We start from the raw sequence: 20,908 nt of genomic DNA on the forward strand, positions 1-20,908 counted from the left end.
AGGCGTTCAATCCTTTAATTTAAACATAGCGTATATTTAGAATGAAAACGATTACTTCGAAGTATAGGGATAGTGTTGAAGTTTGCGTGAATTGCAATAAAAAAATCCACCTTATTAACAAGATACTACATTGAATTGGAAGTGTTGAAGACGTAATATGAGAAGAAATGTAAGCGCATTCTTTTTTTAAAACGTATCTCTATTTCCTTGAGCGAGGTGGTCTGGTTTTAAAGGTGAGAGATATGGGTTGTATGCTTCTGAAAATTAATCGAAGGGAAGAATGCTATGCGGAAGCAAATTACAATCCTAATGTTAGTTTTACTTATGACCTTCAGTAACTGGTTTAATCTTGTTCTGCCATTTAGCAATCAAGCTTCAGCGGACACAATAACACCAACGATGTTGGCCCATTATCCATTGCTTGAGGATGTACAGGATATATCAGGTAATGAAAAGCATGGAACGGCCGTAGGAGACATTACGTACACCGATGGTCTCACTTTACCTGGGGGAACAGATAGTAATACAAACTACGTTCAGCTTCCTACTGGTTTGTTTGATAATCAAGAAAATACAACGATATCTGTATGGATCAAGACCAACACTGGAAGTGGGAACTACTCAGCATTATTCTACGGTACTCCAGCAGCTGGCAATAACTTGCCAACGAATTACTGGATGTTTAATCCATCGAATCCAGGTGGTGATTTTAAGTCAGTATTTACGAATAACAATAATGTTGACCAGCCTTGGACGACTGAGGTAGGGGTATCAGGCACTTCAACGACACCGTACGACGGTCAATGGGTGCACTATACGACGGTCATTACAGAACGCTCTATTACAGGTTACATTAACGGTGTAAGTATAGGCACGACCGCCAAAGAGAAAACAACAGCAAGTTTTGGTACTGATTTGCATGCTTACATCGGTCGCTCCAATTATTTAGGGGATGCTACTTTTGCGGGTAGCTTTCAAGATTTAAGAATTTACGGAGAGGCACTAAATAATGAAGATATCGCTGTAGTATATGAACAATCGTTTAATGAAAAGCAAATACAACAATGCAAAATAGAGCTAACGTTAGGTGATATATCGGCAGTTACAGAATCTCTTGAACTGCCTACTCAAGATAAGAATGGCGCAATGATCTCATGGACTTCTAGTGATGAGAGTGCGATTAGTCCAACCGGGGAAGTGTTCTTACGAGAAATGGAACAACAAGTGACGTTAACTGCAACCATTTCTTTAGGTGGAAGCCAGGCAACGAAGGAGTTCATGGTTACCTTACTACCTAAGGATGACTCTGTTGAGCAGATTGTCGTTAAGAATGTCTTGCTTAATGAACCTACATTTATTTTATCAGCGGGGGACAGCGAGATATTAGTAGCTACTATTTCACCTTCAAATGCAACAAATAAAAGAGTTATCTGGGCATCTAGTGACTCCAGTGTAGCGATTGTCAATTCAACGGGTAAAGTTACAGCTGTTAGTGAAGGTACAGCCACAATTACGGTACAGACTGAAGATGGAGAGTTTACAGCTACATCAGCCGTTACCGTTAAGGGAAAATCGCTAAAAGATGATCTTATTCTTCATTACAACATGAAGACGACTGAAGAAGTAGACGGTCAACTCGTACTGAAGGATGTTGCCAACAAGGCAGTTACATTTGACGGAATATTTAGAAATCCAAACAATGGACAATTCATTTCAAACAGTGAGGTTGGCTTTGTTTCCTTCAATGGTGGAAGCTCTACATCTAATAGTGGGCATGTTGAGATTCCTAAGGGCTCAAATGGACTAGATCTACTACACGGTCTGAATGAGATTACAGTATCTTCAATCGTGAACTGGACGAATGATGGGACGAATCGCTGGATCTTCGGTTTGGGTACTGTATTAACACCAGAAACGAACAAATATTTCTTCGTAACACCACGTCACGGTAGTGGATCAGGTAATATGATTGCTACAGGTATCTCTAAAAATGGCTGGCCGAACGAAGCATTAGTTACAGGTAGCGCAAACTCAAACCTTATCGGTGGGCAGTGGAAGCATGTAACGGTGTCCTTGTCCGAAGCTAGCAATAGGATAACGTTATTCGTGGATGGAGCTAAGGTTGCTTCGGGTAATGCAAAGGGACTAAAGCTGTCAGAAATTATTAATCCGGATGCTACTTTCTCTGGCTTTATCGGTAAATCAATCTTCTCAAACGATCCATACCTTCAAGGTAGCGTAGCTGATTTTCGAGTATATGATCGCGCGTTGACAGACCAAGAAGTAGGCGAGTTATATCAACAAGAAGGAGCAACTCAAATCTCCAAAATACGTCAGCTGACTGTTGATGATGCAGCGAATCAACTCAACATCAGTCGTTACTTAGGTGAAGGCGATAAAAGCACCGATAAGATAACAAGAAACGTTACATTACCGACAAGCGGTAAAAACGGCGTGAGCATTACTTGGAGTTCCAGTCATCCTACTGTCATTTCTAACCATGGCACTGTACAACGTCCAGCTGTTGAAGCAGGTAATGTTCAGGCAGAGCTTACGGCTACTTTAACGTATCAAGGAGTATCAACTACAGCTGTATTCCCTGTTACGATCTTGAAGCAATTCGATGATCAGCAGAAGGTTGATCTGGACGCTGAACAAATAGAGATCTACAATGCTGACAACGTTAAAGGTAACTTACGTCTTGTTGCTACAGGTGAACAAGGCTCCACAATTACATGGTTATCTAGCAAACCGGCTGTTGTGAAAGGAACGTCTGAAGCGGCTGGTAATGCTACACAGCTAGGCTGGGTAAGTCGTCAAGCTACGGATACGCCCGTTACGCTAATAGCTACAATTACAAATGGTGCAGCTTCTAAAGAGCTAACTTTTAACGTTACGATTAAACAAGCAATTGCGCCAGTACAGCATGATGCTTACTTCTTTGCGTACTTTACAGGTGAATATGAGGGTGGTGAAGAGATATCCTTCGCTACAGCTGAAGATCCATTGTTCTGGAAAGGGTTGAATAATGGTAAGTCGATCCTTCAATCTGATATGGGTGAAAAAGGACTTCGTGATCCATTCGTTATTCGGTCACCAGAAGGTGATAAATTCTATATGCTGGCAACCGATTTGAAAATGGGCGAAAGTACAAATTTCGACCAAGCTCAAATTACGGGTAGTCATTACATGATGATTTGGGAGTCGGAGGATCTCGTTCATTGGAGCGAGCAGCGTATGATCGAGGTTGCTCCTAAGACTGGAGGAAATACGTGGGCACCAGAAGCTATCTATGATCCAGTAACTGGAGAGTATATCGTATTTTGGGCATCATCGATGAAAAATACAGAGACATATGGTGATTATAACGGAAGACCTGCAGGTCAGTACAATGTGATGTACTACGCAACAACAAGAGACTTCTACAACTTCTCGGAGCCAAAGGTCATGATTGATGAGTCACTTCCGACCATTGATACAACGTTTATTGAGCATAATGATATATTGTACCGATTCACCAAATCAGAAGTGAATACTAAAGTGTATGTGGAGAAAGCACCAACTTTTTATTATGACAAGGACGGTATTGCAGCAAACGGCCTTCAATACAACGCTGTTCCGGGTACACGTGATAATAAACTTGGCTTGATCGGAAATAATGGAAACAACGAAGGGCAGACGATTTTTAAAGATAATAATAAAGACAAATGGTATCTGTTCCTTGATTCATGGCCATATCATGTTCGATATACAACAGATCTGGATAGTAGCACGCAATATATGAACAATGTATTAAGTAGTGATAAATATGCACTGCCGCCAGGACCACGACACGGGACGGTAATTCCAATCTCACGTGCAGAGTATGATGCTTTGCAAGAGAAGTATGCATGGAAAGGTCCAGCACCATCAACAGACCCGGTTGTACATTACTCATTTGATGAAGATACAGTAAATGGTACAACGTTAAATGACATTTCTGGCAATGGTCATCACGCAACACTAGTAGGTGGAGCAACGATTAATGAAGAGGATCGCATCGGTAAAACGGGTGGTGCACTAGAGCTTAATGGATCAACAGGATATGTGAAGCTGCCAGATAACTTGATTCAATCCTTGAATCTTGAGAAGGCTACGTTCTCTACATGGGTTCAAATGGACAGAAATCAAGCGAATCAAAGAATATTTGATTTTGCTTCCGAAACAGGCAGACAGGTTAACCGCAACACCATGTACTTGAGCACACAAGGTGATACAGGTAGTCTAGAGTTTGCTGTCGTAACACCTTTTACAGAGAAATTTAGCAATGACAGCACGCGACTGGGATCAGAATATAAATATGCGGTGAGAAATTCCGGGTTATTACCAACGAAGACTTGGCAGCATGTTGCAATTACAATGGATGAATTTGATGCCGTATTGTATGTGAATGGTCAAGAGGTTAAACGTAGCTCGACATTTAACGTTGAGCCGAGAATGTTACTGGAAACAACGATGAATTATATTGGTAAATCGAGAAACAGCTCTCATAGTTTATTTGATGGTAAATTGGATGATTTCCGTATTTATAATCGTGCATTATCCGTTGAAGAGATTGCAACATTAGCTGATGAAGACGTTACTCCTCCAGTAGAGCAGCCATCTGGGGCAGAGCTCATTCTTCACTACGATATGAATGATATCGATGGTGCAACGGTTATTGACCAAACAGGAAACTTCAACGGAAAATGGATCAATCCGTCTAAAGCAGAATGGATTCGTACACAAGATGCCGGTGTACTAAGCTTTACTGGTGGCACAACTAACTCTTATGTAGAACTGCCACAAGGAGTTCTCGATGGATTAACGGATATGACCGTTTCATCCATTGTGAACTGGAGCGGTAAAAACGCTGCGGAGTGGTTATATGCATTAGGAAGACCAAACAATAATACGCACTATACGTATTTCACACCACGTTATAACGCTAACGGTCTAGCTCGTTTAGGTATCGCGACGAATGCTTGGAATAATGAGTCTTCAACTTCTACCACGGGCTTAAAGAATAATGAATGGAAAGTAGTTACGACTGTTGTTTCAGGCACGGATGGTACACTAACGCTTTATATCGATGGTGTTGCTGTTGCATCAGGCTCAACGAATGGAATGACACTAGAACAAATAAAAAATACTTCAGGCAGTAGTGGAACCATCGGTAAGTCATTCTATACAGCTGATCCATACTTCGGAGGTATGATTGCAGACTTTCAAATCTATGATGGTGCTATGACTGCGGCAGATATTACATCACTTAAGGCCCATTCAGATCAGAAGATTGCTTTAATGGAGGGCATGCTTGTATCGGCTGCGACAGAGAAATTAACGATTCATGATCTTCTTGTTGCTAATGCATCAAAAGATACGATTATAAGCAATGTAACATTGCCAACATCAGGTGTTTATGGCACAACAATAAGCTGGACTTCAGATAAGGGGAATGTCATCTCAACTACAGGTGTCGTAACTAGACCAGCTAACGCAACAGGTGATCAAGTTGTAACGTTAACAGCAGTATTTACAGATGGTACAGAGACAGTTAACAAAACTTTTCAGTTGACGGTTAAGGCATTGCCAAACGATGTCACTTCTGTAGATGAAGCAAAAGCAGCACTAGTCGTTCATAACATTAATGATGTAAGAGGTCATATATCATTACCAACATCTGGACTATATGGAACAACGATTACTTGGGCTTCTGCTCAACCAAACGTTGTTTCAGTTACTGGAGAAGTAAAACGTCCGGCACACGGTAGTGGAAATGTAGACGTGAAGCTTACAGCTACGATTACATTAAATTCAGCATCCACTACGAAGGAATTTATTGCGAAGGTGAAGGAACTGCCTGCTGATGAAAAATATGCGGGATACTTTTTCACATATTTCACTGGAGAAGGTACTGCAACAGGGGAGCAAGTTTACTTTGCACTAAGTAACGACAATGATCCGTTGAACTGGCGAGAATTGAATAATGGTAAACCTGTATTAACCTCTACATTAGGGGAAAAGGGTGTACGTGATCCGTTCATTATTCGTTCGCCTGAAGGTGATAAGTTCTACATGATCGCTACCGATCTGAAAATTAACGGCAATGGTAACTGGGGTAGAGCACACACATGGGGCAGTCGTTCCATTATGGTTTGGGAATCGAATGATCTAGTCAACTGGACAGATCAACGCATGGTAGAGGTTGCACCAGAAGAAGCGGGTAATACATGGGCACCAGAAATTATGTACGACAATACAACAGGTGAATATATCGTATTTTGGGCATCAAGAATGTTTGATGATGCATCCCATACAGGCAGTGCTTATCAAAAAATGATGTATAGCAAGACAAGAGATTTCTATACGTTTACTGAACCGCAAGTATATCTGGATTATGGATATTCAATCATTGACACAACGATGATTGAGCATGAAGGAAAAGTGTATCGCTTTACGAAAGATGAGCAAAACAACGGAGATCCTGCTCCATTTGGCAAGATGATCTTCCAAGAGGTCGGTGACTCGATCTTAGATCCAACCTTCAAGATGATTAATCAAGGCGTTGGTAACATCAAATGGGTCGAGGGTCCAACGATCTTCAAATCGAATACCGATAAAAAATGGTATTTATTCGTAGATGAGTTTGGTGGAAGAGGTTATGTTCCATTCGAGACAACAAATCTTGCATCAGGTGTCTGGACATTATCTTCTAACTACAACTTACCAGCTAGTCCGCGTCACGGAACGGTAATTCCAATTACACAAAGTGAGTATGATGCACTCAGTGGGAAGAATGTACCTGTTAGCGGAATTAGCTTGGACAAAACAACGTTGTCAATCGTAGAAGGTCAATCAGGGCAATTGACAGCTACGGTAGCACCAGCTAATGCAACGAAAAAAGCAGTAACATGGAGCTCAAGCAATACAGCTGTTGCCACTGTAAGTGCGACAGGTCAAGTAACAGCGGTGGCACCAGGAACAGCAAGGATTACAGTAACTACAGTGGATGGTGGTTTATCATCAAGCGCTACGGTAACGGTAACACCATTGGTTGATGGAACACCACAAGCACCAAACAGTGGTAATGGAAATGGTGGCGGTAACGGTAACATTCCTGCACCTACAGTACCAACAGCTCCAGGTGGAAATGAGCCAGTGGTCATGGACAACGGCCAAATACACATTAAGCCGGTCGTAAATGAGAGCGGTGCTTCTAAAGTGAAGTTAAGTGCGGATACGGTGAAGCGTGCGCTTGATCAAACGACAGGCGGTAAGTTACACATGCGAGTTGAAGCTGATGAGAGCTTGAACGGGCTAACGATTGAGCTCGCATTAGATGCGCGCTTAACAAGTGGATCTTCTACGGTAGATCGCATTGAGATCAACACAGGCTCTGCAGTTGTAACAGTGGCAACCGAATTGCTTGGAACAGGAACAAGTGCGGGAAAAACGTTAGGATTGTCGATTAAGAAAATTGCAGCTAATCAATTGCCAGCTGGCGCACAAGCTCAGCTGAACGGTGAGGTCGTATACGATATTGAGCTAACGATTGATGGTAAGAAACTTACAGAGTTTGATGGCAGAGATGATCTCGTAATTGAATTGCCATACACACTAAAGGCTAACGAAAATCCAAACAACGTCGTTGTATACGATGTGAAGGACAACGGAGAGCTAAGAGTGGTGACGAATGGTAAATACAATGCAGCGACAGGAAAAGTAGAGTTCAAGCCAACGTATCTAAGTAAGTATACGGTAGCGTATGTTTCAACGAGCTTTAAGGATGTGACCCAAGATTGGGCGAAGGATGCGATCTCAGCATTGGGAGCAAGAGGCATTGTGAAGGGTGTAGGCGACGGCGAGTTTAATCCGAATGGTCAAGTGACAAGAGCAGAATTCATCACCATGCTGATGAATATGTTTGAGCTATCGGATGAGAGAGCAACGACAAGTTTTAGTGATGTGAAGCAAGGAGAATGGTACCATGGAAATATCGCAACCGCGCAGAAACTGGGGATTGTGAATGGGAAACCAAATGGACGATTCGGAGTTCATGAGAACATTACGCGAGAAGATATGGCGGTTATGGTATACAAGGCGATCCAAATTAAGCAACTAGCGTTAGCAAGTGGTGAAGCTACAGCCTTCAAGGATGAAGCAAACATCGCAAGTTATGCGAAGCAAGCGGTAAAGACAATACAGGGAGCAGGCATAATAAACGGTGTAGGTAACGATGAGTTTGCACCGAAGAAGAATGCTAGTCGTGCAGAAGCAGCAGTGATGATCTATAATTTGTTGGGTTTGATGTAGACACGTTAATTATAAGGCAGTTGCTATTGATTCACTCAGATCATAAAGTTGGGCGGAAGAACTTGTTCCGTCCACTTTTTTATTTGTTTAATCAGCGAGTTTTATTTGAAAGCGCTTTAAATTTATTGTAGACAACGGCTATGTCGGATGATATATTGTTTCTATAAGAAACAATATTATTTTTAAGAGAAATAATAATAAACGTGTCGATGGTAGGGCGGAGGAAACGATCTCTCGGAACTTATGTTTGGACACCACAAAAAGGACGGGGAAACGATGACTAAAATCGAGACAAGCATTCAATCCTTTGACGGTACACAGCTTTATTTCAGCAAGGATACAGTAGAAAATGCAAAAGCCGCTGTCGTCATTGTTCACGGACTAGCTGAGCATGCAGGGCGCTACGATTATTTGACAGAGAAGCTGAATCAGCGTGGGTTTAGCGTGTATCGCTTCGACCATCGGGGTCATGCCAGATCCGAGGGACAGCGTACGTTTTATAAAGAGTTTGATCATCTTATTGAAGATGTTCATGTCATTGTCGAGGCGGCATTGCAAGAGAGCGGTGATCTTCCGCTGTTTGTCATCGGACATAGTATGGGCGGTTTTGCAACCTCGTCCTTTGGAACGAAATATCCAGGCAAGGTCAAAGGCATCGTGTTATCCGGAGCGCTCACTCGGTACAATACAAAAGTTGCTGGAGAACTGCCGATGGAACTTCCTACAGGCACGTATTTCCCAAATGAGCTGGGCAGCGGCGTATGTAGTGATCCCACAGTTGTATCCGCTTACGCGAATGACCCGCTGGTTGAAAAGCAGATCTCTGTAGATTTATTTAATAGTCTGGGAAATGGCATAATGTGGCTCAAGGAGAACGCCAAGCAGTTTACAGATCCCGTGCTTGTACTGCATGGGGCCAATGATGGACTGGTCAGCGAAAAGGATTCCCGTGACTTTTACGGCGATATCGCTTCAACAGATAAAACACTCAAAATTTATGCTCATCTGATGCATGAGATATTTAATGAACCGACTCGTGATGATGTTATTGAAGAAGCAATTACATGGATTGAAAAACGGATCTGATTTCAGTAGAGTAAGAGAGAGAATCTGAATATGAAAGGGATTACGCATGAAATTAGATTGGATGGGCGACCATCGGGAACTGATTGAGAAAATTATCAAATACGGTAATGCGTACTCAAACACGTATAAGCTGCAGCGAAGTTATGGTACAGACATGATGTTCTCTGCCTCACAGATTCAGACGCTGGAATACATTCTGGAAGCCGAGGACAAGGAAGAGAAGATGTCGGAAATGGCAGCACGCCTGGGCGTAAGCCGCAGTACATTTTCCAAGAACGTGAAGAATCTGACGGAAAAAGGCCTGCTCGAAAAATTTCATTTAAGCGGTAACCGCAAAGACATTTACGTCAAACCTTCGGAGAAAGGTCGCGAGGTATATGCGAAGTATACCGAATTTGTAAGGGAGCTTTGCTTTGATGAGATTTTCAAGTATGCAGATCAGATTTCAGAGGCGGATAAGCAGAACTTTATTCGCATCATGGATTTGTTTGCTGACGTGCTCGTCTGGTATGGTGAAAAAGAACAGGAAGCGCGCAAGTTAATCAGAATTGATTCCTCTGAAACATGAACCTTGAAATTAAGGGCAACAGCCCATTCCCTCCGCGAATGTCCGTCATACAGTATAAAGTGCTCAATGCAGCAGAGGCTGTAGGACAATTATTCAGCAGGGAGTGGGATGTGTGAAATCATCAACAAAGCTTACCGGACGGGTTATTTATAAAGGAGATCCGGGATATGAAGCGGCGCGCAAGAACTGGGACCCGCATACCGACAAATATCCTAAAGTTTTTGTTTTTGCCCAAAAGACGAAAGATGTATCCAACGCTATCCGATGGGCTCGTGAAAACAATGTACCGATCAGGCCGCGGAGTGGAAGACATGCGCTTGAGGTTAATCTTTCACAAGTGAATGGTGGAATTGTCATTGATGTAAGTGATCTGAATTCCATCAAGCTTGATAAAAAAAATGGAACGGTTGTTGTTGGAACAGGAAACCGAGTGGGAAGAATTGCAAATACCCTTGCCAAGCAAGGATTCATAGCTCCTTTTGGTGACAGCCCTACTGTAGGGATCGGTGGAATTACGTTAGGTGGGGGAATTGGGCCTCTCCAGCGTACGATCGGTCTCATCAGTGATAACCTGCTTGAGGTAGAGATGGTGGACGCCAAAGGAAAAGTGATTCGGGCTAATAAAAATCGTAATTCGGATCTCTTTTGGGCCTCGCGTGGAGGAGGCGGTGGTAACTTCGGAGTGTACACCCGCTACAAATTCAAAGTGCGCCGTGCTCCAGCGAAGGCGACTGTATTTAAAATCACCTGGCCATGGGCTCAATTCGAAAAGGTGCTCAAAGTATGGCAGAGGTGGGCTCCCTCTGTGGATACAAGACTGGGCAGCGAGTTGTCCATCGGACCGAAAAAGGGTGGCAATGTCGTCATGGAGGGGCTGTTCCTAGGGTCAAAAACAGAGGCACTCCGTCTATTGCAGCCGATTACGAGTGTTGGCACACCGACAAGTTCCATTGTTCGTTTGTTACCTTACACGGAAGTTGTGAAGTTCTTATTACAACCTGATCCGACCGAGACTCAACGGTATAGCAACCAGTTCTCGTCCGGTTTTGGACGAAAACCATTCCCCGACAAAGCCATTAAATCGATGCGAACATTTTTGGAGAACCTGGAAGAGGGACCAGGCGGATTCTATTTCCTCAACTGGGGCGGAGCAGTAAGTCGCAAATCACCTAGATCAACCGCCTTCTTCTGGCGTAAAGAGAAGTTCTATGTGGAATGGACCAGTACGTGGCTCAAACCATCCCATGCCGCCAAAAATATCGCACTCGCTCGTAATACTCGCAAGAAATTGCAACCATACATTGTAGGTTCCTATATCAACGTTCCAGACCAAGGGATCAAGAATTCCGGTCCAGTGTACTATGGAGCCAACTATGCCAGACTGCGGAGAGTCAAAGCCAAGTATGATCCGAAAAATGTGTTCAACAATCCGCAAAGCATTACTCCTGCTCGGATAGTGTAGTCCATGTTCACTTGTTTAATACCTCTTCAATGAGTGAAGAAAACACGCCTTAATTGGCGTGTTTTTTGTTGAAGTGAACTTATTTTCAAAAGGAAACTAAAAAGCCGCCCTCGGTCATATGACCAAGAGTGGCTTCTTCACATGTTAAATACGCACGGCAGTTAAAGCGCTATTAAGCTTTAACTTGTTCTCCAGCAAATACTTCAACGTTCATTGGAGCGGCCATGAAAGCTGCTGCTTGTTGAACAAAAGCTTGGAAATGCGCGCTTGTGTTGTGGGAAGCTGTAGCAGCTTCATCTTTCCACAGCTCGATCATCGTGTATTGTTGTTCGCGTTCTGTGCTTTTTGCCAAATCGTAGCTGATGTTACCTTCTTCTTGACGTGTTGCAGCAATCAGTTCTTTCGCAGATGCGAGGAATGCTTGCTCTTGGTCCGGTTTAATTTGCAGATGAGCGTGAATGATAATCATAATGTATAACCTCCATATTGTGTTTGTTTGGAATGTGTTAAGAATATATGCTTATTGACCAATTTAATCGAAACTTACAGGGAAACCGTCCCTGATATTATGCCCAAGTTGTGATGGTTTCTACAGGCAGACGGTAGGAAGGGTGGCCTTCTTTGGCCGATTTACCGATCGAGATCAACATAACGGGTTGATAACGCTCTTTGTCCATGCCAAATGCTTCTGCAATTTGATCTTTCTCATAACCACCAATTGGGTTGGTGTCATAACCATGAGCACGAGCAGCAAGCATCAATTGCATGGAAGCAAGGCCAGCATCGATCAGGTTAACGTCGCGAAGATCGGAAGCAGCCATCTTTTCGTAATAAGGCATTACAGTTTTGAGCTGCATATCCTTAATGTCTTGTGGCATGTAACCAAGTTCTACAGCTTTACCAAAAATCTCATCCATGTATTCAACGTTGTTCATATCAATGAATACGCCAATAACAGCGGCAGAAGTCAACACTTGATTTTGATTAAATCTCGCAAGTGGAGCAAGCTTTTCTTTACCTTCAGTCGTATCTACAACCAGAAAACGCCAAGGCTGCAAATTGATCGAAGATGGTGCACGGGAAGCTTCGGACAGAATTTCAGTCATTTCTTCACGGCTAATTTTCACTTCAGGATCGTAAAGTTTAACAGAACGACGACCGTAGGTGATTTCGTTAAAATCATTGGTTTTTTGGAATTTGCTTTCAATTGTACTCATGCATGGATCTCTCCTCTATATATGGGTTTAGAAATTGTTCTGCATACGTTCCAGGAAATCGGCGAGTGACTGAACTTCGTCTTCACTGAAATCCTGTAAAATCTGGTTGATAAAATTGGTCTTCTCAGCTTTGTAGCCTTCAATCTGCTTCCGACCGTGGTCCGTCAAACGAACAAAAGTGACCCGATTATCATCAGGATTTTTACGTCTTGTAACCATCAGGTCCGCCTCAAGCTGTTTCAAGTGTCGTGTAATCGCAGCACTATCAATGTTAATGATTTTCTGCAGCATGGATTGGTTAATCTCATCGACCTGATCCAGCTCATGCAGAATTTCAAAGCGAGAGGAACTGATACCTGTACAGCGTTCGAACTTGGGACTGAGTTTGTTACCCAGCACGTTCAACAGATTAATGATTTGTTCTTCTTTGGAAACAATACGTGTCATGACTAGACCTCCCGGGTGAATCTGAATCATGAACAACGGCGCATGTTAACCAATGATTAATGTTGCAGTATACAATGCCATTGCCTAATGATTATTTGGATGCTCTCGAATCATTGATGTATCAATATTTGATGCGTCAATCATTGATGGCTCAATTAATATATCATGCCTTTTATGATTTTGCAACAGGTTAGAAAATGTTGCTGATTCTAGCGTTATTATCCCGCTACGTATACATTGCAGTCCAAGTATGTTGTCCAAATGGATAAGTTAATATTGATTGTGCATGTTATTGAGAATTGTTATCAATTGATTTATAATGAAATGAAATATACATAATGAGCGAAAATTACAGGCAGTCATAAGAGCAGCAAGAAGGTATGTCGATGTAATATGGCGGGAGGGAAAGTACAGCGGATATGAATTTGAATGATCACATCAGGTTGTGGAATCATGTATTTGTCAAAATACTGGATGTACGCCAAAACGCTTTGCATCCTGGGGAGAAGTTGAAGAATTATCAACTACCAGCAAGTACCTATTTATATATCACCGACGGAAGTGCACGGATACGAATGGATCAACACAGATACATCGTGGAGGGATTCCACATCATTCATGGAGGCAAGCAGGCGTATTTAAACATGGAGACGGATTCGGGCGTGGCGTATTATATGATTTTGTACAAAGCCATCCTAGCCTTGCCCTGTGGGATGGAAATTCAGTGTCTGATGGACCATGAACGTCCGTTTCAGGACCAATATGCACTTGTACCAACCCGTCCGCTACACATGTATCAGTGTATGGAGGAATTGAAGCAGGAGTGGGAGCAGTCTACCAAGCTTGCAAAGTTACATGCCAAAACCTTATTTCATCAATGGGTATATCTTTTATTGACAGACTTACACGAACAATCCATTCTGCCACATAAACCGGATACGGTCACACAGGCTATTGAATATATGAATGCTCACCTCCATGAGCCCATAGCTCTTGACGTAATGGCAGAAGCAATGGAATGCAGTGTGGGGCACTTGTCGAGGCTGTTCAAACAAAAGTTAAACATCAGTCCCATCCAGTATCTTGGACAGATTCGAATGGAGAGGGCCGCACATCTTCTGGTGCATACCAGTGCTACGCTGCAACAGATTGCAGAACAGATCGGCTATCCGGATGCACATTCACTGAGCCGCAGTTTCAAAAAAATAAAAGGCCTTTCTCCAATTCGCTACAAAAAAGGAGTAAGCCAACGGTTAAACAAGTCGAAACAGCCAATGGTATTGAACAACAAGCAAGATTTGCCCAGTGTAATGCAAGAAAATGCCCTTCTTTCGTTACATTCCCATCTATATAATGATATTGATTATCAATATCAAAAGAATGTTGGAGGGGAATCAATAATGCAAGGAAAATTCAAAATGACAGCACTAAGCATGATGTTGTGTCTCACGCTATTGCTCACGGCCTGTTCCAGTCCAGCACCGTCTGCAAGTGGTACGCAAACAGAGACCAATGCGGCTACTACACAATCGGGTAACCAGGCAACGGAGGCAGGGAAATCGACCGCACAGCCGGAGACGCGGACCGTCTCTACAATGAGGGGAGATGTGGTAATCCCGGCCAATCCGCAGCGTGTTGCTTCAGATCAATATATGGGGTATCTGCTGAAACTGGGCATAGTACCGGTTGGTGTAAGAACATTTATGCTGAACGAAGGATGGATTGAAAAGTCTGGCATTGCTACTGATGTTATAGCGGGTATTGAGGATTTGGGAGGAGAGTTCCCAATGAATCTGGAGAAGTTAGTGTCACTTGAGCCGGATCTCATCATCGGTTCCATTGATAAAAATATTGAGGATTACGAAAAAATTGCAACGACCGTCTTTTTACCTTATTGGGAAGGTGATAAAACTTCTGGCCCACTGGAAAAGCTGCGCCGGATTGCTGGTGTTTTTGGAAAAGAGAAGGAAGCAGAGCAATGGATCACGACATATGAAGAGAATATCGAAGAGACTAAGAAGCAGATTGATGGTGTAATTAAAGAAGGCGAGACCGTATCCATCATACAAATAGGGTACAAAGCGTTGTATGTACTTGGTGCAGAAGGCGGGAACTATGGTAGTTCCACGATCTATGAGATGCTGAAACTGCCTCCAACTCAGCAAGCACTCGAAATGAAGGATGGATTCGAGACGATCTCCCTTGAAGTACTGCCTGAGTATATGGGAGATCATATCTTCTTATATGGTTCGGGTAGTGAGGACGCCAAAGAGATCCTGAACAGCGAGGTTTGGAAACGTCTGCCTGCTGTGCAGAAAGGACAAGTCTACGCCTATGGTTCCTTGGATGGTACAGAGGATGAGTTCGTCATGGAAGATCCCTATTCACTGGAGTTGCAGTTGGATAGTATAAAGAATTTACTATTGGGAGCTGAAAAATAGAGTGTAATCAGTTCACATAGAATCGATCCAAAACGGGGAGGTGACGTCATCATGGAGGAAAATGATTGGATCAAACAACTGGAGCGACTACATTTCTCTGCTGTCCACGTCTGCCATTACTCTAGCAATCCGGGGGCTGTTCAGCGTCGGATCTGGAAAAGGTTCGCCATTTGCAGGGTCATCGCGGGCAAAGGATCTTTGTCTATGGATAACATTGTACATACGGTGTCTCAAGACGAGTGGTTTTTGTTGAAGCCAGGAATGCATGTGGAGTTTCAGACGGATATGGAAGCACCTGTCCGATATCAGATCATTTTATTTTCCTGTGTTACACTTACCCGGCGTCGGAATGCTTGGCATACCGAGGCATTGGATCTCCCTGTGACGGGCAAGCTTAATGTTCCTTCCAATACACGTGATATTCAGGAGATGATGGATACCCTGATGAGTGGAAAACACTCGTTTACGAGTCTGGAAAAGACGCGCAGGAAACATCTTTTGCATCAGTTGTTGATTCAGTTAATGATGCACGTGAAAGAAGCAACTCACCCTGTAGCGGGGATGGATTTGGCACTTGATTATATGACACATCAGTATAGGGAAGACATTCGAATTGATCAGATGGCCGGCATGGCAGGGCTTAGTGTGAATCATTTTATAAGAACATTCAAACGACAATTAAATATGACCCCGATTGAATATATCCTGAATCTACGTATGGCAAAGGCCAAGCAGTTGTTATTTTCTTCAGATAAAATCAAGGAAATTGCGGAGCAAGTGGGTTATAAGGACGAGCACTATTTCAGCAGAGTTTTCAAGAAAAACGAAGGAATCGCCCCAACGTTGTATATGAAAAATAAAGTGAATCGCATTGCCACCTTATATTACGGGTTGGACGATTATGTGATAACGCTCGGTTTGAGGCCAGTATCCGCTTTATCCTATGGTCAGAGGGTGGCTCGTCATGTTGCCATACCTGCGCTTCAAGCACACAGTCATCAGGGACTTATTCTGGATAGCTTCAATCAGAACTATGATGATTTGAGGCGAGTCCAACCGGACCTGATCATTACAAGTGATCGTTTGGAGCCAAATGACTCCCTGAATCGTATCGCGCCTACCACCATGCTGGAGCATACCAACCATTTTGGCGAGAGGCTTCTGTATATGGCGGACATTATGGGTCGCACCGAACAGGCCGTACAGTGGATAGAACAACATGCTGAACTGAGCCGGGTTCTTCGAGGACGCATTCAATCGAGGTGGGGGAAACAGAGTGCCATGTTCATCCGGGTGACTTCTCATTTCTACCGAATGTATGGATTGAACAACCAGACAGGGGCGCTATTGTATGATGATCTGGGATTTTATTTGCCTCGTGATTTTCCGGAACAACAGTGGGCTGTAGAGAGCAAAGTTTGCGATTTGCAGTTATACGACGCGGATCATGTGTTTGTAATGGTCGATCCCACAGAAGACGCACGTGCTCAACTGAGGCAATTACAGCAATCCAGTGCATGGTTGGCATTAAAGGCTGTTCAAGAAGGCCATGTATATAATGCAGGAGATATTTTTTTCAAAACGCTGGGTCCCACCGGACGCATGTGGGCCATGCGATATGTGGCAGAGCAACTTGGGGTTACCTTACGGTGATATTGTGCAAGAGAAGAGAGTGGAATAATCCATGGTAAGCCTGTATGCTTTTCCCTACTATAGTGATAATGATTATTATTATTAAATAGTAGAGGGGATTTACTACAAATGGTAAGACAGAGAGCAACAACGATGATACTGTTGGCCCTGCTTGTGCTCGTTCTGACGGCATGTAGCAAGGCATCAGAAGTAACAGAAGCAACGCCTCCGCAACAGGATACACCTGTGGAAGAGAGTGGTACGCAAACGATTGAGCATCTTAAAGGAACAACGGTTGTACCGCAAAAAATAGAGCGTATGGTGGTATTATCTGCTGCTTACATCGATCACATGTTGACGATTGGTGAGAAACCAGCAGGCGTTAATGTAGAAGTTCGTTACGGAGGAGATTATTTGCCTTACTTTGCAGATCAGCTTGCCGGCATTCCAACGGTAGGGTCTGCAGACAGTCCTAACCTGGAGGCTATCCTTCAGATTGATCCGGATGTCATCGTTATTGAGAGTCGAACTGCGGAGAGTACGTATGATCAGTTGGAGAAAATCGCTCCGACGATTGTACTGGGTACTGAATGGCTGGATTTTGTTGATGATTCAACATATTGGACACAGGATCTGTTGACCATTGCCGGGATGTACAACAAAGTGGATCTGGCAAAAGAAAAGATAGCCGAGGTAGAGCAGCAGGCGAAGCAATTAAAAGCGAAGATCGAACAACTGGATCAAAAAAAGTTGGCTTATCTGCGTGTAAGAGAGAAGACCTTACAAATTTACGCGGCAAAAGGACATCCAACCAACACACTTTTGTATCATGATCTTGGATTTGTGCCAACGACTGTGACACCTGCCGAACAACGTGAGGACCTGTCCATGGAGAAAATTGCAGATGTGGATGCTGATTTCGTAGTTCTGGAGATTGACCCGAATGCCGATGAGTATGTAAACAACATCAACGCAAGCTCACTCTGGAAGGCAGTGCCGGCTGTCGGTGCAGATCAGGTCTATACGACAGACTCGTTCTGGTTGTTTAAGGGCTGGGGAGCGATTGGGCGAAGCGAGATTATCAACGATTTTGAAGAGATGATTCAATAGATGAGACATTATCCAAGACATGATTATTCAGAGATGTCGGAAGTGTTACAGCAATTTTTTGTGACGACGATCCAAGTGGACTGCGATGATTCCAAGTATCCTTTCCGTGTGAAGGATCTGCTGAATGAAGAGAAACGAAACTTGATATTGCGTGAACAGGCTATGCAGCAAGGGCTTCAATTGGGCGGAAGAGGAAGTGCGGCCGTCGGTACACTTTTTGCCAAACGTTACTCCGTATTCGTGATGTCCGTAATTTCAGCATTCAGTCTATACGATACTATACTTAGCGTTGCAGACGATGATGTGCGGTTTGAATTGAATGGTGCAGGTGGCATGCGATATGAGACTCTGCTGGAGAGAACCTCTCTGGAGGGTGAAGATCCTGTTCAGCGCAGGTCAGAGAGTGGCTTGCTCAAGAAAAGAGTGCTGCTACATCTGGAACCTGTCCTGCGAGCGGTAGCCGTCGCTACAAGAGCGAGCGATAAGGTCATGTGGTCTCTGGTTGCCCATAATGTGCAACAATTGTATGCACGTATGATCAATGATCAGAGCATTTGGAAGACAGATGAACGGCTTGCAAAGATTCAAGAAGATCAAAGCCTCTGGCTGGATCGGCAAAACGATAATGCATGTACATTTGCCAATGAGCTGCAGCGCTTCGAACATTCCGGGTGGCAGGGACCTCCGTTCCTGCTACGCCGATATTGTTGTTTGGCCTATCTGGTTGGAGACGGAAGTCATACACATGGGTATTGTGACAGTTGTCCGAAGCTGGATTCGGAATCCCGATTGCGTAAACTTCTTCAGCAGTGAACAGACACTCTTGTACCGCATGGTACGAATCTGTTTCAGACAAACCATGTTCTCTTCGGTTTCCAGTGGATAGAATCTATGATCGACAAGTTACACAACCTGCAGCGGCTTGAGCCAGCGTCTGCGGGTTTGTTGGCTTTGTACAAGTTCACGATACCTTTGCATTGAGGGATAGTATTCGTTATACTTCAAGCTATTGATCAATTAATCACTAACTATTGGAGGGCGGATTATCATGGCAAAGGATGCAGCAGCGTCGGTTAACCGGCGAAATGATATTATCTCTGCAGCAATTGACGTCTTCGCGGAAATTGGCTATTATCGTGCGACTACAGCCCAGGTGGCTGAACGGGCACAGATCTCACAGCCGTATATATTTCGTTTTTTCAAAACAAAAGAAGCTTTATTATTAACTGCAATTGAGGTCTCATGGACACGGGTGATTGATTCGTTTCGAATTGTGGTGGAGATGGCGACACCAGATCAGTTAGAGAATGATCTCATTGAAGCCTATGATAAGATTCTGGAATCGCACAAGAGCGAGATCTTGCTTCAGATGCAGGCGCAAACGATCCGGGAGGAAGTCATTCGTCAGGCTATGCAAAAAGGCATTAGTGATGTAAGAGCCATGGTACTGGAAGCTTTCACCGTTGCAGGAATTGCTGAACCGCTAAAAAGAACCATGATTTTTCTGGCAATTGGGATGTTGTGTAATGTATCTAATGCACTGGATATGCCAGAGTTGAAGGAACGATAGAGAGGGAGGTAAAGTCCCTTTTTATATTTTAGTTATTGATCAATCACTAAATGGATGAAAGAGGTCGATCTACGATGAAAAGAGCTATTGTGATTGGAGCCACAGGTGGAACAGGTGCAGCAATTACGGAGGAATTGATTAGACGAGGGATTTCAACGATCGCATTTGGGCGCTCCCGTCAAAAGTTGGAGCAACTTGCGGTAAAATTGGGATATCCGGATCACCTGCTAATTGCAGTTGGAGATGCATTTCGGTCGGAGGATATTATTGCTGCTTCCCAGGGTGCCGATGTCATATTTCATTGTGCGAATGTCCCTTATAACGAGATGGAGAGCAGGCTGATTCCGCTCGGTGAATCTGTGATGGCGGCGGCAGAACACTTGGGTCTGAACGTGGTTGTTATAGACGGAATCTATCCCTATGGCAGAAGACAAATGAAGGAAGTAACGGAAGAACATCCGAAGCAGCCACATACCCGCAAAGGCAAGACACGACTTGCCTATGAACAGATGTTATTCAGCACAAGATGGAGTAGAACTCAGGTGATGATCGTTCGTTTGCCAGATTATTATGGCCCATCGGCTAATCAGGCTTCCTATCTGGGTTCAACCCTTGAAGCGATAGCAAAAGGAAAGATGGCTTTTTTTATCGGGAATATGAACGTGCCGAGAGAGTATATTTATTTACCGGATGCTGCGGTCATGGTGGTGGAGCTGGCAAGCAGAGAGATGACGTATGGACAGAATTGGAACATTCCTGGATCGGGGATCATCTCGGGTCATGACATCGTGCGATTGGCACAGAAGGCTGCGGGAAGAAGCAAACCTGTGATGGCGTTAGGAAGAATGGGATTGTCTTTGATTGGACTAGGTGTACCCGTTATGAAAGAAATTGTAGAAATGTTATATCTGACTGAGGAACCCCTGATCTTGAGTAGACAGAAGTATGAGGAACGGATTGGCCCGATTGTGGCAACATCTTTTGAAGAAGGAATTGCGTTGACGATTAAGGAGTTGGAGTTGCAGGGGGAGTAGAGGGGAA

13 protein-coding genes are annotated in these 20,908 nt (G+C 43.7%); 10 read left to right on the plus strand and 3 right to left on the minus strand.

From position 1 onward, the window contains the following. Window positions 1–285: 285 nt before the first annotated feature. The 4 genes from MHH92_RS09605 (at window position 286) to MHH92_RS09620 (ending at window position 11,450) form a co-directional block, all read left to right on the plus strand. Entirely contained in the window at window positions 286–8,334 is an 8,049-nt protein-coding gene (locus tag MHH92_RS09605) for an immunoglobulin-like domain-containing protein (RefSeq protein WP_340903437.1), read from the plus strand. Window positions 8,335–8,610: 276 nt separating this feature from the next. Beyond that, complete coding sequence (locus MHH92_RS09610; protein ID WP_340903439.1) at window positions 8,611–9,420, plus strand: alpha/beta hydrolase; 810 nt, start codon at window positions 8,611–8,613, stop codon at window positions 9,418–9,420. 46 nt (window positions 9,421–9,466) lie between these two features. Then, window positions 9,467–9,988, plus strand: coding sequence for a MarR family winged helix-turn-helix transcriptional regulator (locus MHH92_RS09615; RefSeq protein ID WP_340903441.1), 522 nt, complete (start codon window positions 9,467–9,469; stop codon window positions 9,986–9,988). Window positions 9,989–10,100: 112 nt separating this feature from the next. Next, window positions 10,101–11,450: an FAD-binding oxidoreductase gene (locus MHH92_RS09620; RefSeq protein ID WP_076318379.1), complete on the plus strand. Its 1,350-nt coding sequence runs from the start codon at window positions 10,101–10,103 to the stop codon at window positions 11,448–11,450. A gap of 172 nt (window positions 11,451–11,622) precedes the next feature. Here the strand turns inward: MHH92_RS09620 and MHH92_RS09625 are convergent, their stop codons facing one another. From MHH92_RS09625 to MHH92_RS09635, 3 genes are all read right to left on the minus strand, one after another. Beyond that, a complete protein-coding gene (locus MHH92_RS09625; protein WP_221823222.1) occupies window positions 11,623–11,919 on the minus strand; it encodes a putative quinol monooxygenase in 297 nt (98 codons plus the stop codon). Between the two features lie 97 nt (window positions 11,920–12,016). Continuing rightward, window positions 12,017–12,667 (minus strand): nitroreductase family protein, encoded by a 651-nt coding sequence (locus MHH92_RS09630; RefSeq protein ID WP_340903442.1) that lies wholly within the window; start codon window positions 12,665–12,667, stop codon window positions 12,017–12,019. 27 nt (window positions 12,668–12,694) lie between these two features. Beyond that, window positions 12,695–13,114 carry a MarR family winged helix-turn-helix transcriptional regulator gene (locus MHH92_RS09635; RefSeq protein ID WP_036609779.1) on the minus strand — a complete coding sequence of 140 codons (420 nt, stop codon included), beginning with the start codon at window positions 13,112–13,114 and terminating at the stop codon, window positions 12,695–12,697. Window positions 13,115–13,533: 419 nt separating this feature from the next. On the opposite strand from MHH92_RS09635, the gene MHH92_RS09640 reads away from it, so the two are divergent. The 6 genes from MHH92_RS09640 (at window position 13,534) to MHH92_RS09665 (ending at window position 20,901) form a co-directional block, all read left to right on the plus strand. Beyond that, complete coding sequence (locus tag MHH92_RS09640) at window positions 13,534–15,555, plus strand: AraC family transcriptional regulator (protein WP_340903445.1); 2,022 nt, start codon at window positions 13,534–13,536, stop codon at window positions 15,553–15,555. A gap of 51 nt (window positions 15,556–15,606) precedes the next feature. Further along, entirely contained in the window at window positions 15,607–17,208 is a 1,602-nt protein-coding gene (locus tag MHH92_RS09645) for an AraC family transcriptional regulator (RefSeq protein WP_340903446.1), read from the plus strand. 108 nt (window positions 17,209–17,316) lie between these two features. Further along, window positions 17,317–18,297, plus strand: a complete 981-nt coding sequence (locus MHH92_RS09650; RefSeq protein WP_340903448.1) for an ABC transporter substrate-binding protein — start codon at window positions 17,317–17,319, stop codon at window positions 18,295–18,297. Next, a complete protein-coding gene (locus tag MHH92_RS09655; protein ID WP_036609771.1) occupies window positions 18,298–19,110 on the plus strand; it encodes a (2Fe-2S)-binding protein in 813 nt (270 codons plus the stop codon). A 235-nt stretch (window positions 19,111–19,345) separates the two neighbouring features. Next, window positions 19,346–19,867 (plus strand): TetR/AcrR family transcriptional regulator, encoded by a 522-nt coding sequence (locus MHH92_RS09660; protein WP_253507187.1) that lies wholly within the window; start codon window positions 19,346–19,348, stop codon window positions 19,865–19,867. Window positions 19,868–19,941: 74 nt separating this feature from the next. After that, window positions 19,942–20,901 (plus strand): NAD-dependent epimerase/dehydratase family protein, encoded by a 960-nt coding sequence (locus MHH92_RS09665; protein ID WP_340903450.1) that lies wholly within the window; start codon window positions 19,942–19,944, stop codon window positions 20,899–20,901. Window positions 20,902–20,908: the final 7 nt, after the last annotated feature.

It is taken from the genome of Paenibacillus sp. FSL M7-1414 (assembly GCF_038003195.1).
Taxonomy (GTDB): domain Bacteria; phylum Bacillota; class Bacilli; order Paenibacillales; family Paenibacillaceae; genus Paenibacillus; species Paenibacillus amylolyticus.